This window comes from Pseudochrobactrum albidum (genome assembly GCF_051851455.1).
In the GTDB taxonomy this organism is placed as follows: Bacteria; Pseudomonadota; Alphaproteobacteria; order Rhizobiales; family Rhizobiaceae; genus Pseudochrobactrum.
Genome location: NZ_JBPVTR010000017.1, coordinates 97661 through 115835, shown reverse-complemented (window position 1 = coordinate 115835; position 18175 = coordinate 97661). Strand labels below are relative to the sequence as shown.

Sequence of the window (18175 nt, the reverse complement as noted above, 5' to 3'; positions counted from 1 at the left end):
CAAGGAGCAAACCCCACAAAAATGAAACCAGCTATGTGCCAATTGTGCCGCCTGCTCCCTGATTTGCAAATATTCCGGATAGCGCGGCGCAGGGGATTTATATTTTACACATAAAAAATATAATAATATCAATATATTATATAATAAATTTACGTTTTGGTCAAAAAAATGCGGATACGGCCTTGAACTTGTGCAAGACATACTCCATATGGAGGTCACTTGCCGGCGCGCTTCCTCCCATTTCGCGCGGCAGGTGTTCCCCTCTGAAGGCTTTATTTTTGCCTTCATAAATTCAGCCGGGCTTTTTAGTCCGGCTTTTTTTCTGCCCGAAAACCGCTTACAGTTTTAAAATACAGGGCTTCTCAAAATATAAACAGGGAATCATCAAGAATCAGCACCGCCGCATCTGCAGCCGGATAAGGCAATTTTGCAGCGCGTAATTTTATTAGTGCTTGTTTTGTGGCTGACTCTTGGTCAAAATGCGACTATACGTTGAATTAAGCGTGAATAGGTTTCGTAATATTGCTTTTCTGTTTCGCATTAAATGGTATATGCGCTAAAACGAAAGAGCCTATAACAACCCCGGGTACCCCCGGAGAGGCAGACCGGCCAGGCCGCAACTGTTTTTCCGTCGCCCGTTCATTGATTTTCAGGGAGAAATCATGTCCAAACGTCTGATGATTGTTTCCGCAACGGCATTATCAATGTCTGTTGCATTCGCATCCAGTGCTTTTGCGGTAACCGAACTGCAATGGTGGCATGGTATGGCCGGTTCCAACAACGAGGTTGTGGAGCAGCTCTCAAAAGAATTTAATGAAAGCCAGAGCGAATTCAAAATCGTTCCGGTCTATAAGGGCACATATCCGGAAACGCTCAATGCCGGTATTGCCGCTTTCCGCTCCAAACAGGCACCGGCCATTCTGCAGGTTTTTGATGCCGGCAGCGGCGTGATGATGGGCGCTGAAGGCGCGGTAATGCCGGTTGCCGATGTGCTGGAAAAAGGCGGCTTCAAATTTGACAAGTCGAAATATCTCTCCGGCATCACCGCCTATTATTCAAAGCCGGATGGCACCATGCTGTCCTTCCCGTATAATTCCTCTTCCCCGATCTTGTATTACAACAAGGATCTTTTCAAAAAAGCCGGTCTTGACCCTGAAAAAGCGCCAAAAACATGGCCTGAAGTGTTTGAAACAGCTCGCAAGATCAAGGCAAGCGGCGCTGCCTCATGCGGCTTTACATCCACATGGCTGACATGGATTCAGACCGAGAATTTTGCAGCATGGAATAATGTGCCCTACGGCACCAATGAAAACGGCCTTGCCGGCCTTGATGTAAAACTGGAGATTGATGCCCCGCTGTTTGAGCAGCATTTCCAGGGGCTGGCTGATCTGGCCAAGGACGGTGCCTTCCGCTATGGCGGACGTACTTCTGAAGCCAAGCAGCTCTTCACATCCGGTGAATGCGCCATGCTCACCGAATCTTCCGGCGGCCTTGGTGATGTTGTAAAATCCGGCATCAATTACGGCATTGGTCAATTGCCTTATTATGAGGGTGAAGGCCGTCCGCAAAACACCATTCCCGGCGGTGCCAGCCTTTGGGTTTTTGCCGGCAAGAGCGATGAAGAATATAAAGGCATTGCCCAGTTCTTCAATTTCCTGTCACAAACAGATATTCAGGCACGCCTGCATCAGGTATCCGGCTATCTTCCTGTGACGCTCGAAGCCTATGAAGCCACCAAGAAATCCGGTTTCTATGAGAAGAACCCAGGCCGTGAAACCCCGATCCTGCAGATGATGGGCAAAGAACCAACCGCCAATTCCAAAGGTGTGCGCCTTGTTAACCTGCCGCAGGTGCGTGATATTCTCAATGAAGAATATGAAGCGATGCTGGCTGGCAAGCAGGATGCAAAAACCACCCTTAAAAATGCTGTTGAACGTGGCAATGCTGCCATTGCTGAAGCGATAAACCGCTAAAAATCATTCCCCGCGCATTCTCCCCTTTGAGGATGCGCGGGCTTTCATCCATTAAGCGTCTAAACCTATCTCCAAAGGCTTTTATTTGCAGATAGGCTTGGGCGTCCCGATACAGGTGAATCCGCAAAGTCGCAGGGTCAATGCCTTGCAGGCTTTATTATTCTGAACTTAGGCAGATTTTGCCGCGCAAACCGGCGGTATGCCGCATTATTTTTAAAACCCTGCCGTCCATTTCAGGCGCGGTTGCGGTGGCCGGCCAAAATCTGGCAAGGCAGTTTAAGGAGATTTTTGTGCAGCGTGTTGTTTTTCCCAACAAGGTGCTCCCCTATTTTCTGGTTGCGCCGCAGCTCATACTCACCTTCATATTCTTTTTCTGGCCGGCAAGTCAGGCAATTTATCAGTCGATGATGCGTGAGGATCCGTTTGGCCTGCGCAGCACATTTGTCGGTTTCAAGAATTTTCGTGATCTGTTTGCCGATCCGAATTATCTGCATTCCTTTCAGATCACAATTTTCTTCAGCATTGCAACGGCAGTTCTGTCGATGGCGGTTGCGCTGTTTCTGGCAACGGCTGCGGAAAAAGTCGTGCGCAGCAAAAATATCTACCGCACATTGCTGATCTGGCCTTATGCGGTTGCGCCAGCCATTGCCGGTATTTTGTGGCTGTTCATGTTCTCTCCTGCCATGGGCACGCTGGCCTATCTGCTGCGCAATGCCGGTTTTGACTGGGATCCCTTGCTGAAAGGTGATCAGGCTATGGCATTGGTGATCTTTGCAGCCTCATGGAAACAGATCAGCTATAATTTCCTGTTTTTTGTAGCCGGCTTGCAGGCAATCCCCAAGTCCCTGCTGGAAGCAGCGGCCATAGACGGCGCGCGTGGCGTAAAGCGCTTTTGGTCAATCACCTTCCCGCTCCTTGCGCCAACAACTTTTTTCCTGCTGGTTGTTAACACGGTCTATGCCTTTTTCGACACATTCGGCATCATCCATGCAGTAACCGGCGGCGGTCCTGCCAAAGCCACGGAAACACTGGTTTACAAGGTGTATAATGACGGCTTCGTCAATCTCAATCTTGGTTCATCTGCCGCGCAATCCGTGGTTTTGATGGTTATTGTTATCGCCCTTACAGCATTTCAGTTCCGCTTTGTTGAAAAGCGCGTCCATTATTCCTGAGGTCAGCCAATGATTGAGCGCAATCCTGTCACTATCGCGATCAGCCACCTGGCGCTGATTATCGGCATCATCATTGTTGCCTTCCCGATCTATTATACATTTGTGGCATCAACCATGACATCGGCGGAAATTCTCCGCCCTCCGATCCCGCTTTTGCCCGGTGATCATTTTATTGAGAACTACCGTGATGCCTTAAGTGGCGGTGTGGAACGCACAGTTGGTGTGAGCCTTGAGCGTCTGTTGTTCAACTCCACCGTGGTGGCTCTGGCAATTGCTATTGGCAAAATCATCATCTCTTTCACCTCAGCTTTTGCGATTGTGTTTTTCAACTTCCGCTTTCGTATGGTGTTTTTCTGGATGATCTTCATCACCCTGATGCTGCCGGTGGAGGTGCGTATTCTGCCAACCTATAAGGTGATTGTTGATCTCGGCCTTATTGATACCTATGCCGGTTTAACCCTGCCGCTGATGGCTTCGGCAACAGCAACATTCCTGTTTCGTCAGTTTTTCCTGACTATTCCGGGGGAGCTTGTGGAAGCCGCACGTATTGATAATGCAGGGCCATGGCGCTTTATGAAAGATATTCTGCTGCCATTATCCAAAACCAATATTGCAGCACTTTTTGTTATTCTGTTCATCTTCGGATGGACACAATATCTCTGGCCTCTGCTGGTCACCAATGATGCAAAGATGAATACAATTATCATCGCCTTGCGCAAAATGGTGGACTTTGCCGATGCCGCAACACCATGGCACTTTGTCATGGTGACAACGATCCTTGCGATCATCCCTCCGATCATCGTCGTGGTTCTGATGCAGCGATGGTTCGTCAAAGGTCTTGTTGAAACGGAAAAATAATGGCCCGTATCTCTCTTGAAAATATCAAAAAAATCTATGGCGGCACTGTAGAGACCATCAAGGGTGTCTCGCTGGAAATCGCTGATGGTGAACTGGTTGTTCTGGTTGGGCCTTCCGGCTGCGGCAAATCCACATTGCTGCGCATGATTGCCGGGCTGGAAAGCATTACATCGGGTAATGTTTCCATCGGTGACCGCGTGGTTAATGATCTGGAACCGGCTGAGCGCGATATTGCCATGGTGTTCCAGAACTATGCGCTTTATCCGCATATGACCGTGCGCCAAAATCTGGCCTATGGCCTGAAAAACCGCAACACCCCGAAGGCTGAAATTGAGCAACGCATTGCCAAGGCGGCCAAAGCATTGGAGATTGAACAATTTCTGGAGCGCAAACCGCGCCAGCTTTCAGGCGGTCAGCGCCAGCGCGTTGCCATGGGGCGCGCCATTGTGCGTGAGCCGGCTGCCTTTTTGTTTGACGAGCCACTCTCTAATCTCGATGCCAAATTGCGCGTACATATGCGTGTTGAGATCAAACGCCTGCAGCGCACGCTCGGTGTTACCAGTGTTTATGTAACCCATGACCAGATGGAAGCCATGACACTGGCTGACCGTCTGGTGGTGTTAAATGGTGGCCGGATTGAGCAGGTCGGTACTCCGATTGAGCTTTATGAAAAGCCCGCAACCACCTTTGTGGCAACCTTTATCGGCTCACCTTCCATGAATTTGCTTGCCTGCAGGGATGCTGCGGGCAACATTGTTCCGTGGCTGAAAGGCGCAGAAAAGATTCTGCCTGCACAAACTGCCACAATCGGTATCCGTCCTGAAGGATTTGTATTGGGCGAAGGTGGCAAGGACAGCCTTTTTGCCGCAGATGCCACGGTTGATGCGGTTGAGCTTGTTGGTGCGGAAAGCTATGTACATGCCCGCCTTGCAGACAACACAGCAATCATTTTCAGTGTTGCAGGCCGCAGCCCCGTTACAGCAGGCGAAGTGCTCAAAATCAGTGCTGACAAAACGGCACTGCATTGCTTTGATAAAGACGGCAAGCGGATTGAATTGTAAACGGAAAAATAATAATCTCGGCAATGGCCGGGATTATTGTCGCCGATGCCGGTTATTGATCCGGCTATCGGCGACACCATGATTATCATGCCCCCGTATGAACTCTCATGGTAACCTGTCAGGCATATACCCTGTCTGACAAGACATATGCCTTATCAGGGATATTCCAAGAGCTTGCCATATTGTGGCAGCTCTTATGCCTTAAGCTTAACCTTTTAATTGAAAATAATTAAATTTATAATTTTGATGATATTCATCATTAATATTAATGATTAAGTCTAGGCTAAATTATTTAATGTTTATAAATGGGATGCCGGAAATAAGTGCGCGCACATAGCGCGATTTCTGAAAATATCCATTAAGCGAAACCCGTGGAAAAGCCTGCGGATGGTTCAGATTTGCCGGTTCTGTCATGCTGGCCTGCGTTGTTACCGCAATTTCAAACCCCGCCTTACGTGCCGCATGCCAGCATTTTTCATTCACGGCTGTTTTCCAGCCATAGGGGTAGGCGAAGGACAATGGCACCTGGTCAAGCTTCTCTTTAAGCCAGTTGGCTGATGTGATGATTTCATCATTGATGCGCTGTTCATCTGCATGTGCCAGATTGATATGGCTGACCGAATGGGCACCAAAATGCACAAGATCACCATCCTGTTCCTTTAATTGACGCAATTGTGCCGCATCCATTGTCAGGCTCTGCGTCATTTGCAGCGGATCAATACCATGTTCTTTTGCCAGACAGGTAATTTTCCTGACTGCTTCATCCTCATTAAGGCTGTCAACAAAACGGGCAAAACGCATGAAAGCAGACATTTTGCCGGCTGTGCTTGCTATATGCAGTGCCTCCTGCCCGCAACCAAAATCAAAAACAAGCTTATCTGTCCGGCGCAATAAATGTTCAATCACTTCCCACCATAAAATATGGCTGCGCTCGGCAAAACCGGATGTGATATAAATCGTATAAGGAATATTATAACGCCTGAAGACCGGTGCTGCATATTGCGCATTATTGCAATAACCATCATCCAGCGTAAAACAGACATAGCGTTTGTTCTGCGGATTATGCTGCAATAAGTGCGGCAGTTCATGCACATGAACCGGTATCATCCCTGCAGACAATACCTGCTGAACCACTTCTTCCAAAAATTCCGGTGTCACGGAAAGAATGGCATTAGGTGAAAACCTGTGCAGGCTTGCATCCGGCCGGACATGATGCAGGGTAAAAATCAGCCCGTTTTTTGCTGCAAACGGCAATAATTTGTTAAGGCGCAACAGTGAAATCGCCTCCAGCCCCATACGGATAGCCGAATATTTCAGCCGGCGCTTTATTTCGTGCAAACCCCTCATTTATTTATCCGCTGCAGTTTCCATAGTTTTTTAAACACTCCAGCGGTTTTAAGAACTGAAGTCCCTCATCTTTTGCACATTACCGGCATGCAAAACCGCTTCATCGATCTCGTCGGCAAATATGTGCAATCTCTATAGGATGGAAGCCGTAAGGACAGTGTTAACGGCAGGCACCGTTTTGCATTTTATAGAAGCCGGCATTACGTGCAACACAGGCATTAGGAAATGTCCGGCTGCGGCCATGGCTGGTTGCACATACCGGTGCATATTCACGCGTGCAGGCTGTTTGCGGGCGGTTATGCCCCTCACCGCCTAATGACGGGCGGTCAGGACGATGATGCCATTGTGGCTGATGCGGGCGCAGAGCGCCGCATTCACCTTTATGCATAACACGATACCCCGCTGCTCCGGCCTGGCAACCATTGCCAAATGTGCGGATATTGCCATTGCGCTCACCACAAACGGGCGCATATTCCATTGTGCACATTTGTTGTCTGTCGGGGCGCATCGGCGGGCGTTGCTGCGCTCCCTCCTCAATACCAGCCGTACAGCCTGAAACAAGCATCAGGCCTGCAAGCGGCACCATCACGCGGTATAATTGTGCAAGTCCGGAAAATATCATGGCCTGTCTTTCTCAGATTATTGCAAATATCGGGCGATATTAAACAATATATCATCCGGCACAATAAAAAAGCTCAGGGGCTGCAGCCCCTGAGCCTGACCGGATAATAAAGACCTGTTGTCAGAAAATCTGACGCTCGCCCTGTTCATCGCGAATCCAGGTGGTAAGACCAAGCCTGCTCATGGTAGTCAGGAAAGGACGCGGATCCAGCTCTTCAACATTAACCATAGTTTTCACATCCCATTCACCGGATGCAATCAACATGGCCGCAGCCACCGGCGGCACACCGGCAGTATAGGAAATGCCCTGTGAGCCAACTTCATTATAGGCATCTTTGTGATCTGCCACATTATAGATGAAGACTTCACGCGCCTTGCCGTCTTTGCTGCCCTTGACCAGATCACCAATACAGGTTTTGCCGGTATAATCAGGTGCAAGCGATGCCGGATCCGGCAAAACGGCCTTGACCACTTTCAGCGGCACAACTTCCAGACCTTCAGCGGTTTTAACGGGTTGTTCAGACAACAGACCAAGATTATTCAACACGGTGAACACATTGATATAATGGTCGCTGAAACCCATCCAGAAGCGCACATCCGCGCCTTCCATATTGCGCGCCAGAGAATGCACTTCATCATGGCCGGTCATATAGGCTTTCTGCTTGCCGACAACAGGCAGGTCATATTCCTTGCCGATCTCGAACATTTTATTAACCTGCCACGCACCCTTTTGCCATGAATAGACACGGCCGGTAAATTCGCGGAAGTTAATTTCCGGATCAAAATTGGTGGAGAACCAACGCCCATGGGAGCCGGCATTGATATCAATAATATCAATATCAGTAATCTTGTCGAAATAATCATCCTTGGCAAGACGCGCATAGGCATTGACAACGCCGGGATCAAAACCGATGCCAAGAATAGCGGTTACGCCTTTTTCTGCGCAAATCTCACGGCGCTTCCACTCATAATTTGCATACCATGGCGGGGTCTCGCAGATCTTGTTTGGTTCTTCATGGATAGCAGTATCCATATAGGCCGCGCCGGTTTCAATACAGGCCTGCAATACGGACATATTGATAAAAGGCGAACCGACATTGATCACGATTTGAGAATTTGTTCTGGTAATCAGTGCCTTCGTGGCTTCAATATCCAGAGCATCCAGTGCATGGGCTTCCAACACGCCCTCAACCTTCATACTCTTTTTTTCACGAACACTGGCGATCATATCATCGCATTTGGATTTTGTTCGCGAAGCAATGTGAATATCACCCAGTACATCATTGTTCTGCGCACATTTATGCGCCACAACCTGCGCCACGCCTCCGGCACCAATAATCAGAACATTTTTTTTCATTTCACGCGATACGCTCCATAATAGCCTTTTCGGCATAATCTCAAAATTACGCTGATGAGAATTATGCACCTGTCAATGATGCGCCTGATACAGGTTATTTTGCATCAAATGCATCGGTTGCGGTTGGATCGTCTTCACAAACGACCTGTGTTGTTAAGCAGCCCATATGGGTAAAACAAAAGCAAAAGCCAATCCGGTATTGTTACCGTGCAGGCAGTTTCCGCTTTGACCTCAGGGCTGCTGTGCCGGTTGCCTTAAGAGAGAGCAGCGGCAAAATCATCAAAGCTGAATTCCTTAACAAGCTCTTCCCTGCCATCAAGCTGGCGCACAACAATGGATGGCATTTTAACGCCGTTAAACCAGTTTTTCTTAACCATTGTATAGCCCGCGGCATCCTGAATCGACAGGCGGTCGCCAATCTGCAATGGTTTGTCAAAGCGGAATTCGCCAAAAATATCACCTGCAAGGCAGGATTTGCCACAAATCATAATTTCATGGTCGCCCGTATTGGGCTCTATTTTGGCGCTTTGGCGATAAATCAGCAAATCCAGCATATGCGCTTCAATTGAACTGTCGACAATGGCGAGGTTTTTGCCATTAAACAGCGTATCCAGCACAGTTACTTCCAGCGTTGCCGATTTGGTAATTGCAGCCTCTCCCGGCTCCAGATAGACCTGCACACCATATTTTGCGGAAAAAGCTTTAAGACGGGCGCAAAACCGGTCAAGCGGATAATTTTCACCGGTAAAATGAATGCCGCCGCCAAGGCTGACCCATTGGACACGGGCGATCAGATGGCCGAAGCGCTCTTCAATAATGCCCAGCATTTCATCAAACCGGTCAAAATTATCATTCTCACAATTATTGTGAAACATGAAGCCGGAGATTTTATCCATCACCGTTTCAATCTTTGCGGCATCCCATTCCCCAAGGCGGCTGAATGGCCGTGCCGGATCGGCCAGCGAAAAATCGGAGGTGGAAACCTGCGGATTCACACGCAAGCCGCGGATATGGTTTTTGGAAACGTCTTCAAAACGGTTCAGCTGACTAATGGAATTGAAAATGATCTTGTCGCTGTTTTTCAGCACATCTTCAATCTCATCATCCGCATAGGCCACACTATAGGCATGTGTTTCGCCGGCAAATTTTTCCCTGCCAAGGCGCACTTCATAAAGCGAAGATGATGTTGTGCCATCCATATACCGGCTCATCAGATCAAACACAGACCATGTGGCAAAGCATTTCAGCGCCAGCAACGATTTTGCACCCGATTGCTCGCGCACATATTTAATCTTTTCCAGATTGGGCAGAAGTTTGCTTTTATCGATGAGGTAATATGGTGTCTTGATCGTCAATTCACTTATGTCCGCTCTGTTATGGATCTCAGCTCATTTGCGGGTTTATAAACAATTGCCATGCCGTCATTTTCCGCAATATTCATCCGGATCTGCCATGCGCCTGTTTTCAGCGCGCTGCCCGGATTTTGAAGATAAATCCTGCCGCGCGATAAGCCGCTTGCCCGCTGTGGTTCTTCTTTACTGTATAATATGCAAAACCGAAACCGGTTTTATAAATATACAGCATTGTAAAACGAAAAATTTGCCGGTTTTGTTAAATTTCAGGCCGCTTTGCACCCTATATAAAAGCACATTATGAAAATTTTAATACAGCATATGGCAGATGCTGCCTTAAACAGGTGCGGCTGTTTTAAACTGTTCCGGCCAATCACGATGGGTAAACACCTGCCCCTCCTGCCGCAGACGGCGCACCTGCGCCAGATCAATACTGCAATGCATCCAGCGGCTTGCCGTTACAATATCCTGTGCACTCTCGGCATAAACACCACTTGGCGGCATGCCATAATCTGACGGCACATAAAGGGCAGCACGGCCACAATTTTCATCCAAAGCCGGCGACCACGGCGCCTCACCCGCGGTTGGGGAAACCAGAACCGCAAACTGGTTTTCCAGAGCACGTGCCTGCGCACCGATGCGCACACGATAATAGCCTGCCAGCGTATCGGTGCAGCTTGGCGCCAATATCAGTTCCGCACCCTGATCGCCAAGACGGCGCGCCAGCATCGGAAATTCATTATCATAGCATATCAAAATACCAAAATGGCCAAACGGGGTGGCAAAACTGCGTATATCCTCCACCCCCCCGCTGATGCCCCATTGCTCGCGCTCAAAGCGGGTCATGATGATTTTATCCTGATGGCCAATCAGCCCGTCCGGCCCGAAAAGCCAGGCACGGTTGCGGTATTTCCCATCCCTGTCCAGCACCGGCGCACTGCCGGGCTGCAGCACAATTTGATGTTCACGGGCAATCGCCTCGCAAAGTGCCAGCCAGCGCGGCAAAAGCGGCTGAATAGCGGCAATTGACCCATGCAGGTCACTGCGCACCTCCTCCGGCAGCTGCCCTGATAAAACCAGCCCCGCATATTCCGGCAATAGCAGTACCTTTGCGCCCTGCCTGACGGCGGCTGAACAAAGATCGCGCAAATGCTGCTCATAATCATCCCATGTTCTGATCAGTTCAATCACATATTGGCAAGAGGCAAGATGCAGCATCAGTTCAGTTCCTTTATCCAGAAAGACATCGGCTTTGCGGTTTCCGCACTGTTACCCACATCCCGCCAGCTGTAAAAAGTGCGCAATTCAGGCTTATGAAAAAAGCCGCGCTTGTTCCAGAACTGATCAAGCGGCTGATAATTATGCGGCCGCGCCGGATGATCTTGCGGGCGCTCCACAGCACAAAAGCAACACATTTCAAATTGCCCGCTTTGGCGCGCATGGGCCTCGCGCTCCTCAAAAAAACGCACACCAATGCCAGCCCCGCGATAAGCCGGCAGCAGCACGGATTCCCCGAAATAAAAGATTTTATCCGGCTTATAGCCATGTTCAGCAAAAGGCGCCTTAAACGCCTCTGTTTCATCTTGCATCGGAATGCCGGTGGAAGCACCTATCACCTTATCGCCATCCAATGCCAGCACAAAAAAACTGCCGGGGGAATTGGCATAGGTTGCGATATAATTAGTTTCATAAGCCATATCCCCGTCATAGAGATAGGGAAAATCGCGAAAAACACGGATACGCAACCGCGCCAGATCATCAATAAAAGGCGCAATCCTGCTGCCTGAACAGGTTTCAATCCGAACACACATGCTGCATCCTCCATCTGTTATTTTTTAAACCATCAGCTGATAAAATACAGTACGGCAAACGGCAGAGATTTACGCAAAAGTGCCATTTTACTGCGCATTTTCGCCTTTTCTTTGCCTGCCTGAGCTCTATGAAAGGGTCATGCCAAATTCAGGAGTGATTATCATGGATGCTGCACAGATTATCCGTGCCTATTATGATGCTTTTAATGCGCAGGATATGGAGACTTTTATTGACCTTCTGCATGATGAGGTTGTGCATGATATTAATCAGGGCGCGCGGCATCAGGGCAAGGAGCACTTTCGTTCATTTATGGCGCATATGAACCGCTCTTATAAGGAAAATCTCACCGATATGGTGATTATGACCAATGCGGAAGGCACACGCGGCGCAGCCGAATTTGTGGTGCATGGGGAATATCTGGCAACCGATGAGGGCCTGCCGGAAGCCAGAGGGCAGAAATATGTGCTGCCTGCAGGCGCATTTTTTGAGCTGCGCGACGGCAAGGTTGCCCGTATCAGCAATTATTATAACCTTAATGACTGGATTGCCCAGGTCAGCAAATAAAAAAACGCGCCGCCTTTATAATCTCAAAAGGCGGCGCAGCTTTTACATAAAAGCGGCCTTTACATAAAATAAGTGGCAATGCGCTTGCCTTCCACATCCTGCACCTTGAAAACAGTACCATAGATTGATTCCAGTACCACAGGGCAGACAATCTCTTCCGGTGTACCCTGACAAAATAATCTGCCATTTTGCATTGCCACAATATGATCAGAATAGCAGGAGGCAAAGTTAATATCATGCAGCACAACGACAACAGTCTTGCCCAGATCATCCGCTGCTTTGCGCAACAGCTTCATCATCTCCACAGAATGCTTCATGTCGAGATTGTTCAGCGGTTCATCAAACAGTGTGTAATCCGTATCCTGACACAAGACCATTGCCACATAGGCGCGCTGACGCTGCCCGCCCGATAACTCATCCAGAAAGCGGTCAGCCAGATCTGTCAGGTTGAGATATTGCAAGGAGCGCGCCACATATTGCGCATCCTGCGCTGTTGGACGACCTTTGCTATAGGGATAACGGCCGAAAGTTACCAGATCACGCACCGTGAGGCGCGCGGTCATATGGTTGTCCTGCCGCAAAATGGCAAGCCTTTTAGCCAGCACATCGCCAGCCGTGCGTGCCACATCCATATTATCCACCAAAATATGACCGCGATCACAGGGAATAAGACGGCTAATCATCGACAGCAGGGTGGATTTTCCGGCGCCGTTAGGGCCGATAATCGAAGTAATGCCTCCGGATGGCAATGTCAGCGAGACATTATTGATAACCAGGGTTTCGCCATAGGTTTTACTGACGGCCTTGACCTCAATCATCGGGCAACTCCTCGCACCAGCAGCACTATAAAAAACACGCCGCCAAAAAATTCAATGACAATACCAAGGGCGGTGTTAAAGGCAAAAAGCCGCTCCAGCACAAGCTGTCCGCCAACAAGCGCAATAATTGCCAGCAAAACAGCTGCAGGAATTGTATAACGATGGCGGGTTACCGGCATGATCATATAGCTGAGATTAGCTACCAGAAGACCAAAAAATGTCACCGGCCCGACAAGTGCCGTGGAGACCGACACCAGCACCGCCACCATCATCAGGATCATCATTGTTGTGCGCTTGTAATTAATGCCAAAGCCAATTGCTACTTCCCGCCCCAGCGACAAAATATCAAAACGGTGGCCGATCCGCCATGCGGCCATTGATGTCAGCGCAACAATAATGCCTGAAAGGCCAAGTAGCTGGCTGTCTATCGTATTGAAAGAAGCAAATAGCCGATCCTGCAAAACGATAAAATCATTCGGGTCGATGATACGTTGTAAAAACCCGGCTCCGGAGCGGAAAAACACGCCGAAAATAATCCCCACCAGCATCAGCAGATGTAATGAACGCTCTTCACCGGCAAACAGCCAGCGATAGAGCAGACCGGAAAAGCCCATCATCAAGGCAATTTCAACAAGGAACATCAATTTCGGACTAGCCATTGATACCGCATGAGCACCGATGGTAAAAACCAGCACCGTTTGCAGCAGCGCATAAAGCGCATCAAACCCCATGATTGATGGTGTGAGAATGCGGTTACTGGTAATGGTCTGAAACAGGACTGTTGACAGGGCAATGGAATAGGCTACCAGCACCATTGCCGCCAGTTTGGCGCCGCGAAACGGTATAATAAAGCTCCAACTGCCTTTAGCGCCAATAGTCATAAAGGCAACCATTGCTATCAATGCCAGAGCAGCAAGTAACGTCAGTCGTTTCAATGCATTGCGGCGGTTAGCTGGGTTTTCTGCAGATAGAGCAGTCAGACTTTGCGCAGGATAGACAGTTTCATGCACCACGGGCGGATTTCCTCAAAACCAGATACAGGAAGAAAGCGCTGCCCAAAAGCCCGAAAATAGTGCCGACGGGAATTTCATAAGGCGCATTAATTGTGCGCCCGATCATATCACAAATCAGCACCAGCCCGGCACCGAGCAAAGCAATCCACGGCAGGGAGCGGCGCATATTATCGCCCTGCATCATGCTCACCAGATTGGGCACAATCAGCCCGAGAAACGGCACAATACCCACAGTTACCACCACACAAGCCGTGACCATGGCTACAATTGTCAGGCCGAATGTCATCACACGGCGGTAATTGAGCCCCAGATTTGTGGTAAAAGCTTCCCCCATACCAGCAACGGTAAAGCGATCAGCCGCAATATAAGCAGCAATTGTCAGTATAAAAGACAGCCATAACAGCTCATAGCGTCCGCGCAAAACGGCAGAAAAATCACCCGTTGTCCAGGCGCTCATAGATTGCAGCAGATCAAAGCGGTAGGCAAAAAATGTGGTAATCGCCGAAATAACCCCGCCAAGCATAATACCGACAAGCGGCACAATAACCGGTGAACGCAGTGGTATTTGCCGCAGGATCAGCATAAACAGCGCCGTACCAGCCAGTGCAAAACCCGTTGCCACCAGCATCTTGCCAAAAACCGGCATAGCCGGCGCCAAAATCATCACCGCAAGAATACCAAGTGAAGCGGAATCCACCGTGCCGGCCGTGGACGGTTCAACAAAACGGTTGCGCGCCAGAATCTGCATAATCGTTCCGGAAACCGCCATGCCTGCGCCTGCCAGCACAAGGGCGATGGTGCGCGGAATACGGGTTTCAACAAGCAGGAATTGCGCACGCCATGCGCTTTCATCGCCAAACAGGCTGTGCAGGGACACATCACTCACCCCGATAAACAAACTCATCAGAGCAAGGCTTGTCAACAAACATGTAGCAGCAATCAGTTTCACAAAAACAGCAACCATTCTGACCATTGCCACAGCTGGCAAATATTACAAGCAGCGCAACGGGGAAAAGACCGGACAACATAAAGAAAAAGCAGCAGTGACAATGCATTGCTGCCTTTTTAATTCTTCTGCAGGCAAGAGATATGCTTTACCCCATAAGAACCGGCGGGGTAAAGCTTAAACACGACATAAATACTCCGCTTAAATCCTGCAAAGCTCAGGCAAAACCGGCAACAGCTATTTTTTAAGGCCGGTAAGCAATTGATCAACAATATGTTCCATTGCCGTCAGACCACTGGCATTGAGATACCATGCTGATCCGTCCAGATAGATCACTTGTTTGTTTTTCCAGGCATTTGTCTGCCCGATAACAGCATTATCAAGAAATTTTCCGGCAGCAACACCTTCACGGCCAATAGCCGCATCACGGTCAATCACAAATAGCCAATCCGGATTTTTTTCAAGCACATATTCAAAAGAAATCGGCTGGCCGTGGCCGCCGGGCTTGATATCATCTGCAACCGGCCGGATGCCAAAATCATTATACAACACGCCAAAACGGGAATTCGGACCATAGGCGCTCATCTTGCCGCCGGTGGTGAGAACAAGCAGGCCTGTGCCCGCTTTTCCTGCCAGAATCTTCAGTTCATCCTTCTTGGCATTAATCCTGCTCAGGGCTGTTTCTGCCTGCTGCTCCTTGCCGAAGATTTTTGCCAGGCTGCGCACATTCTCTTCCGAGCTTTGCACAAAATTACCCGCATCAGCGGTCATATCAATGGTTGGCGCAATTTTGGCAAGCTCGGAATATTTGGCTGAAGACCGCCCGCCCACAATGATAAGATCCGGCTCTGCGGCATTGATCGCCTCATAATCCGGCTCAAACAGGGTGCCGGCCTTGATATAGGCCTCATCAGTATATTTTTGCAGATAATCCTGCATTTTAACAACCGGCACACCCGTTACCTTCACGCCAAGCGTATCCAGCGTATCAAGAGATGAAAGATCAAGCGTGATGATTTTCTGCGGCACATCCGGCAGTCTGGTCTCGCCCTGCGCATGTTTCACAGTTATTTCACCGGCAAGGGCTGCGCCTGCAAACAGGAGTGCACCGGCGGCAATACCTGCAAAAAGACCTGTCATCCGTCTCATTTTATTCCTCTTTATCATAAATTTGCGCGCGTCTGCAGAACAGCCTTATAGCGCCTTATTTGCTTTTAATGCTGTGTGTGTTTGTCGTATTACAGTGCAGCATTGATTATCAGTCATCCACATGATCATGGCCGCCGATGCGGCCTGGACGCCAATAACCTTCCGAGGCGATCTGTTCACGGGTCAGCCCGCGTGACAGTAAATTTTGACGCTGCTTGCGCACATTGCTGGTTTCGCCAATAAGAATGGCGTGGCCACAGCCATGTGGAAGATGATATCCGGCAACAGCACGAGCCATCAAATCACTAGGGCCTGCTTTCTGCTCACCGCGATGCAACCATGTAATCTGTGTAGCGGACAACCCTTCGCGAATAGTGCTGAGCGCAATCTGCGAGAAAGCGTCATCAATTTCAATCAGCACATGCATCTGTGCTTTTGCAGGCATCGTTTCGAGAATATGAAAAATCGCCGGAATGCAACATTCATCACCAGTGATCAAGTGCCAATCAGCGTCTTCACGGAACGAAGCACCACCACGTGGGCCCCGCACAGTAATTTTGTCACCCGCTTTTGCATTATAGGCAAAAGCCGGCCCCGGGGTCAGATGAGTGCCGGTACCATGCATAAAGAAATCCACATCCAATAGCCCTTTTTCCTTGTTAAAGCTGCGGATTGTGTAATCACGGCGGCCAAACTCACCATGACCGGTCGGTAACATCATAACAACAGCCTGGCCTGGTTTGTAAGTAAATTCCGCAATATCAGGCGCAGTAAAAGTCACACGGCGCATATTCACAGGGGTATCGGCAACCGCTACTACGGTGAATTCCCACTGGCGCAACTGCGGACGCCATGCTGGCTGCGCCTGAACCGGTATTGTCTGCATAGTCACTTCCTTATACTGTTGCTGTTTTATGCTATAGATAAGTGGACTATAAAAATCAACTTTATATTACCTGTTCCCTGACCTGCGCAAAACGGGGGTCAGACGCGCCAGCGCCGCCAGAAGATCAGTCTGCGAGATCAGCCCCAAAAGATGATGATCATCATCGACAATAATTACCGCATGGGAGCGCCCATTGGTTAAAACCGGCAACAGGCTCAGGGCACTGTCATGCGCACAGGCTGTGGGCGGGGCTGTCATCAAAGTGCTCACAGCGCCTTTACCTTTCAGCAATTCACGCAGACCCACAGTGCCAAGCAGGCGATTATTCTCATCCACCACCGGCAGCGAACGAATATTATGCCGCAATAATAATGAACGGGCATAATCATCATCGTCATCCGGCTTCACCGAAACCACATGGCGCGACATGATCGCAGCACAATCCGGCCCTTCATTTCCACTGGCATGGCTGCGCATCACAGCCTGCATTTCAATCTGCCTTATCAAAATTTCAAGATCAGCGCGGCTGATATCATAGCTTTCCTCCATTGCGGCAAGAGCGGCATCAATATCGGCGGCAACAGGCCCGCCACGCATCTGTGTTGGTATATCCTGTGTCTGGTGTTGATTGATAACCGGCGCATTATGCGGATAAGGGCGTTTTAACAACCAGTGAAAAACCATGCCAAACAACACCACCAACAGAGAATCCAGCGCCACCGGCATCAGCGGAAACAAAAAACCTGTATCCTGTATCGTCTTTCCGCCAATGACAGCGGTAAGCGCAATGGCACCCCCCGGCGGATGCATGGCACGACAAACCGACATCACCAGCACCGAAAGCGATACCGCAAGCCCTGCGGCAAGATAAGGCTCGGGCACCAAATGATAAATACAAACACCAACAAATGCGGATATAGTATTACCGCCGATAATTGCCCATGGCTGCGCCATCGGGCTGGAAGGCACGATAAACAGCAAAATGGCAGAAGCGCCGACCGGTGCAATCAGAAACACGGAATGTGTTGCATGATTATAAAGCCAGGCACTGATCAGTCCGGCGAAAATAACGCATAATAAAATGCCAAAACACGCAATCAGACGTGAGCGGAAAGTGGCACCGGCAAGCAAAGGCGCAAAAAGCCGGTCTGCCGCACGCCTTATTCCGCTGGCATGATTTTCAGGCTGGTTCATCTTACAAGACTTATAAAAACATAATTATAAATATCCGGCTCCGGACAGCTTT

Annotated in this window: 17 protein-coding genes; 5 read left to right on the top strand and 12 right to left on the bottom strand. The window is 49.4% G+C overall.

Annotation, left to right across the window (positions count from 1 at the left end):
• The first annotated feature begins 662 nt into the window (after positions 1-662).
• The 4 genes from ugpB to ACSTTO_RS02780 all read left to right on the top strand — a co-directional run bounded on the left by ugpB (position 663) and on the right by ACSTTO_RS02780 (position 5064).
• On the top strand, positions 663-1973 hold the full coding sequence (gene ugpB, locus ACSTTO_RS02795) for a sn-glycerol-3-phosphate ABC transporter substrate-binding protein UgpB (RefSeq protein ID WP_439271611.1): 1311 nt from the start codon (positions 663-665) through the stop codon (positions 1971-1973).
• Positions 1974-2263: 290 nt separating this feature from the next.
• Positions 2264-3145, top strand: coding sequence for a sn-glycerol-3-phosphate ABC transporter permease UgpA (gene ugpA, locus ACSTTO_RS02790; RefSeq protein ID WP_439271610.1), 882 nt, complete (start codon positions 2264-2266; stop codon positions 3143-3145).
• Positions 3146-3154: 9 nt separating this feature from the next.
• On the top strand, positions 3155-4003 hold the full coding sequence (gene ugpE, locus ACSTTO_RS02785; protein WP_439271609.1) for a sn-glycerol-3-phosphate ABC transporter permease UgpE: 849 nt from the start codon (positions 3155-3157) through the stop codon (positions 4001-4003).
• Complete coding sequence (locus ACSTTO_RS02780; protein WP_439271608.1) at positions 4003-5064, top strand: sn-glycerol-3-phosphate import ATP-binding protein UgpC; 1062 nt, start codon at positions 4003-4005, stop codon at positions 5062-5064. Before ugpE ends, ACSTTO_RS02780 begins: the two co-directional genes overlap by 1 nt.
• Positions 5065-5352: 288 nt before the next feature.
• Here the strand turns inward: ACSTTO_RS02780 and ACSTTO_RS02775 are convergent, their stop codons facing one another.
• The 6 genes from ACSTTO_RS02775 to ACSTTO_RS02750 form a co-directional block, all read right to left on the bottom strand.
• The gene (locus tag ACSTTO_RS02775; RefSeq protein WP_439271607.1) at positions 5353-6411 is read right to left on the bottom strand and encodes a polysaccharide deacetylase family protein; all 1059 of its coding nucleotides are present in this window, start codon (positions 6409-6411) and stop codon (positions 5353-5355) included.
• 160 nt (positions 6412-6571) lie between these two features.
• On the bottom strand, positions 6572-7033 hold the full coding sequence (locus tag ACSTTO_RS02770) for a hypothetical protein (RefSeq protein WP_439271606.1): 462 nt from the start codon (positions 7031-7033) through the stop codon (positions 6572-6574).
• A gap of 120 nt (positions 7034-7153) precedes the next feature.
• Positions 7154-8389 carry a saccharopine dehydrogenase family protein gene (locus ACSTTO_RS02765; RefSeq protein WP_439271605.1) on the bottom strand — a complete coding sequence of 412 codons (1236 nt, stop codon included), beginning with the start codon at positions 8387-8389 and terminating at the stop codon, positions 7154-7156.
• 254 nt (positions 8390-8643) lie between these two features.
• Positions 8644-9738 carry a carboxynorspermidine decarboxylase gene (gene nspC, locus ACSTTO_RS02760; RefSeq protein ID WP_439271642.1) on the bottom strand — a complete coding sequence of 365 codons (1095 nt, stop codon included), beginning with the start codon at positions 9736-9738 and terminating at the stop codon, positions 8644-8646.
• A 339-nt stretch (positions 9739-10077) separates the two neighbouring features.
• Complete coding sequence (locus ACSTTO_RS02755) at positions 10078-10959, bottom strand: carbon-nitrogen hydrolase family protein (RefSeq protein WP_439271604.1); 882 nt, start codon at positions 10957-10959, stop codon at positions 10078-10080.
• Complete coding sequence (locus ACSTTO_RS02750) at positions 10959-11552, bottom strand: GNAT family N-acetyltransferase (RefSeq protein ID WP_439271603.1); 594 nt, start codon at positions 11550-11552, stop codon at positions 10959-10961. The genes ACSTTO_RS02755 and ACSTTO_RS02750 overlap by 1 nt, the downstream gene beginning before the upstream one ends.
• Positions 11553-11715: 163 nt before the next feature.
• On the opposite strand from ACSTTO_RS02750, the gene ACSTTO_RS02745 reads away from it, so the two are divergent.
• A complete protein-coding gene (locus ACSTTO_RS02745; RefSeq protein ID WP_439271602.1) occupies positions 11716-12117 on the top strand; it encodes a ketosteroid isomerase-related protein in 402 nt (133 codons plus the stop codon).
• 59 nt (positions 12118-12176) lie between these two features.
• On the opposite strand, the gene ACSTTO_RS02740 is transcribed toward ACSTTO_RS02745, so the two are convergent.
• From ACSTTO_RS02740 to ACSTTO_RS02715, 6 genes are all read right to left on the bottom strand, one after another.
• A complete protein-coding gene (locus tag ACSTTO_RS02740) occupies positions 12177-12935 on the bottom strand; it encodes an iron ABC transporter ATP-binding protein (protein ID WP_439271601.1) in 759 nt (252 codons plus the stop codon).
• Entirely contained in the window at positions 12932-13828 is an 897-nt protein-coding gene (locus ACSTTO_RS02735) for an iron chelate uptake ABC transporter family permease subunit (RefSeq protein WP_439271641.1), read from the bottom strand. The genes ACSTTO_RS02740 and ACSTTO_RS02735 overlap by 4 nt, the downstream gene beginning before the upstream one ends.
• A gap of 109 nt (positions 13829-13937) precedes the next feature.
• Positions 13938-14912: an ABC transporter permease gene (locus tag ACSTTO_RS02730; RefSeq protein ID WP_439271640.1), complete on the bottom strand. Its 975-nt coding sequence runs from the start codon at positions 14910-14912 to the stop codon at positions 13938-13940.
• Between the two features lie 219 nt (positions 14913-15131).
• A complete protein-coding gene (locus ACSTTO_RS02725; protein ID WP_439271600.1) occupies positions 15132-16043 on the bottom strand; it encodes a siderophore ABC transporter substrate-binding protein in 912 nt (303 codons plus the stop codon).
• Positions 16044-16152: 109 nt separating this feature from the next.
• Positions 16153-16929, bottom strand: a complete 777-nt coding sequence (locus ACSTTO_RS02720; RefSeq protein ID WP_439271599.1) for a siderophore-interacting protein — start codon at positions 16927-16929, stop codon at positions 16153-16155.
• Positions 16930-16995: 66 nt separating this feature from the next.
• Positions 16996-18123 carry an HPP family protein gene (locus tag ACSTTO_RS02715; protein WP_439271598.1) on the bottom strand — a complete coding sequence of 376 codons (1128 nt, stop codon included), beginning with the start codon at positions 18121-18123 and terminating at the stop codon, positions 16996-16998.
• Positions 18124-18175: the final 52 nt, after the last annotated feature.

What these genes read in the sequence shown, in the direction of transcription:
- ugpB (WP_439271611.1), top strand. Translation starts at nt 663, where the DNA reads ATGTCCAAACGTCTGATGATTGTTTCCGCAACGGCATTATCAATGTCT.
- ugpE (WP_439271609.1), top strand. Translation starts at nt 3,155, where the DNA reads ATGATTGAGCGCAATCCTGTCACTATCGCGATCAGCCACCTGGCGCTG.
- ACSTTO_RS02780 (WP_439271608.1), top strand. Translation starts at nt 4,003, where the DNA reads ATGGCCCGTATCTCTCTTGAAAATATCAAAAAAATCTATGGCGGCACT.
- ACSTTO_RS02775 (WP_439271607.1), bottom strand. Translation starts at nt 6,411, where the DNA reads ATGAGGGGTTTGCACGAAATAAAGCGCCGGCTGAAATATTCGGCTATC.
- ACSTTO_RS02770 (WP_439271606.1), bottom strand. Translation starts at nt 7,033, where the DNA reads ATGATATTTTCCGGACTTGCACAATTATACCGCGTGATGGTGCCGCTT.
- ACSTTO_RS02765 (WP_439271605.1), bottom strand. Translation starts at nt 8,389, where the DNA reads ATGAAAAAAAATGTTCTGATTATTGGTGCCGGAGGCGTGGCGCAGGTT.
- ACSTTO_RS02755 (WP_439271604.1), bottom strand. Translation starts at nt 10,959, where the DNA reads ATGCTGCATCTTGCCTCTTGCCAATATGTGATTGAACTGATCAGAACA.
- ACSTTO_RS02750 (WP_439271603.1), bottom strand. Translation starts at nt 11,552, where the DNA reads ATGTGTGTTCGGATTGAAACCTGTTCAGGCAGCAGGATTGCGCCTTTT.
- ACSTTO_RS02745 (WP_439271602.1), top strand. Translation starts at nt 11,716, where the DNA reads ATGGATGCTGCACAGATTATCCGTGCCTATTATGATGCTTTTAATGCG.
- ACSTTO_RS02740 (WP_439271601.1), bottom strand. Translation starts at nt 12,935, where the DNA reads ATGATTGAGGTCAAGGCCGTCAGTAAAACCTATGGCGAAACCCTGGTT.
- ACSTTO_RS02735 (WP_439271641.1), bottom strand. Translation starts at nt 13,828, where the DNA reads ATGGTTGCCTTTATGACTATTGGCGCTAAAGGCAGTTGGAGCTTTATT.
- ACSTTO_RS02730 (WP_439271640.1), bottom strand. Translation starts at nt 14,912, where the DNA reads ATGGTTGCTGTTTTTGTGAAACTGATTGCTGCTACATGTTTGTTGACA.
- ACSTTO_RS02725 (WP_439271600.1), bottom strand. Translation starts at nt 16,043, where the DNA reads ATGAGACGGATGACAGGTCTTTTTGCAGGTATTGCCGCCGGTGCACTC.
- ACSTTO_RS02720 (WP_439271599.1), bottom strand. Translation starts at nt 16,929, where the DNA reads ATGCAGACAATACCGGTTCAGGCGCAGCCAGCATGGCGTCCGCAGTTG.
- ACSTTO_RS02715 (WP_439271598.1), bottom strand. Translation starts at nt 18,123, where the DNA reads ATGAACCAGCCTGAAAATCATGCCAGCGGAATAAGGCGTGCGGCAGAC.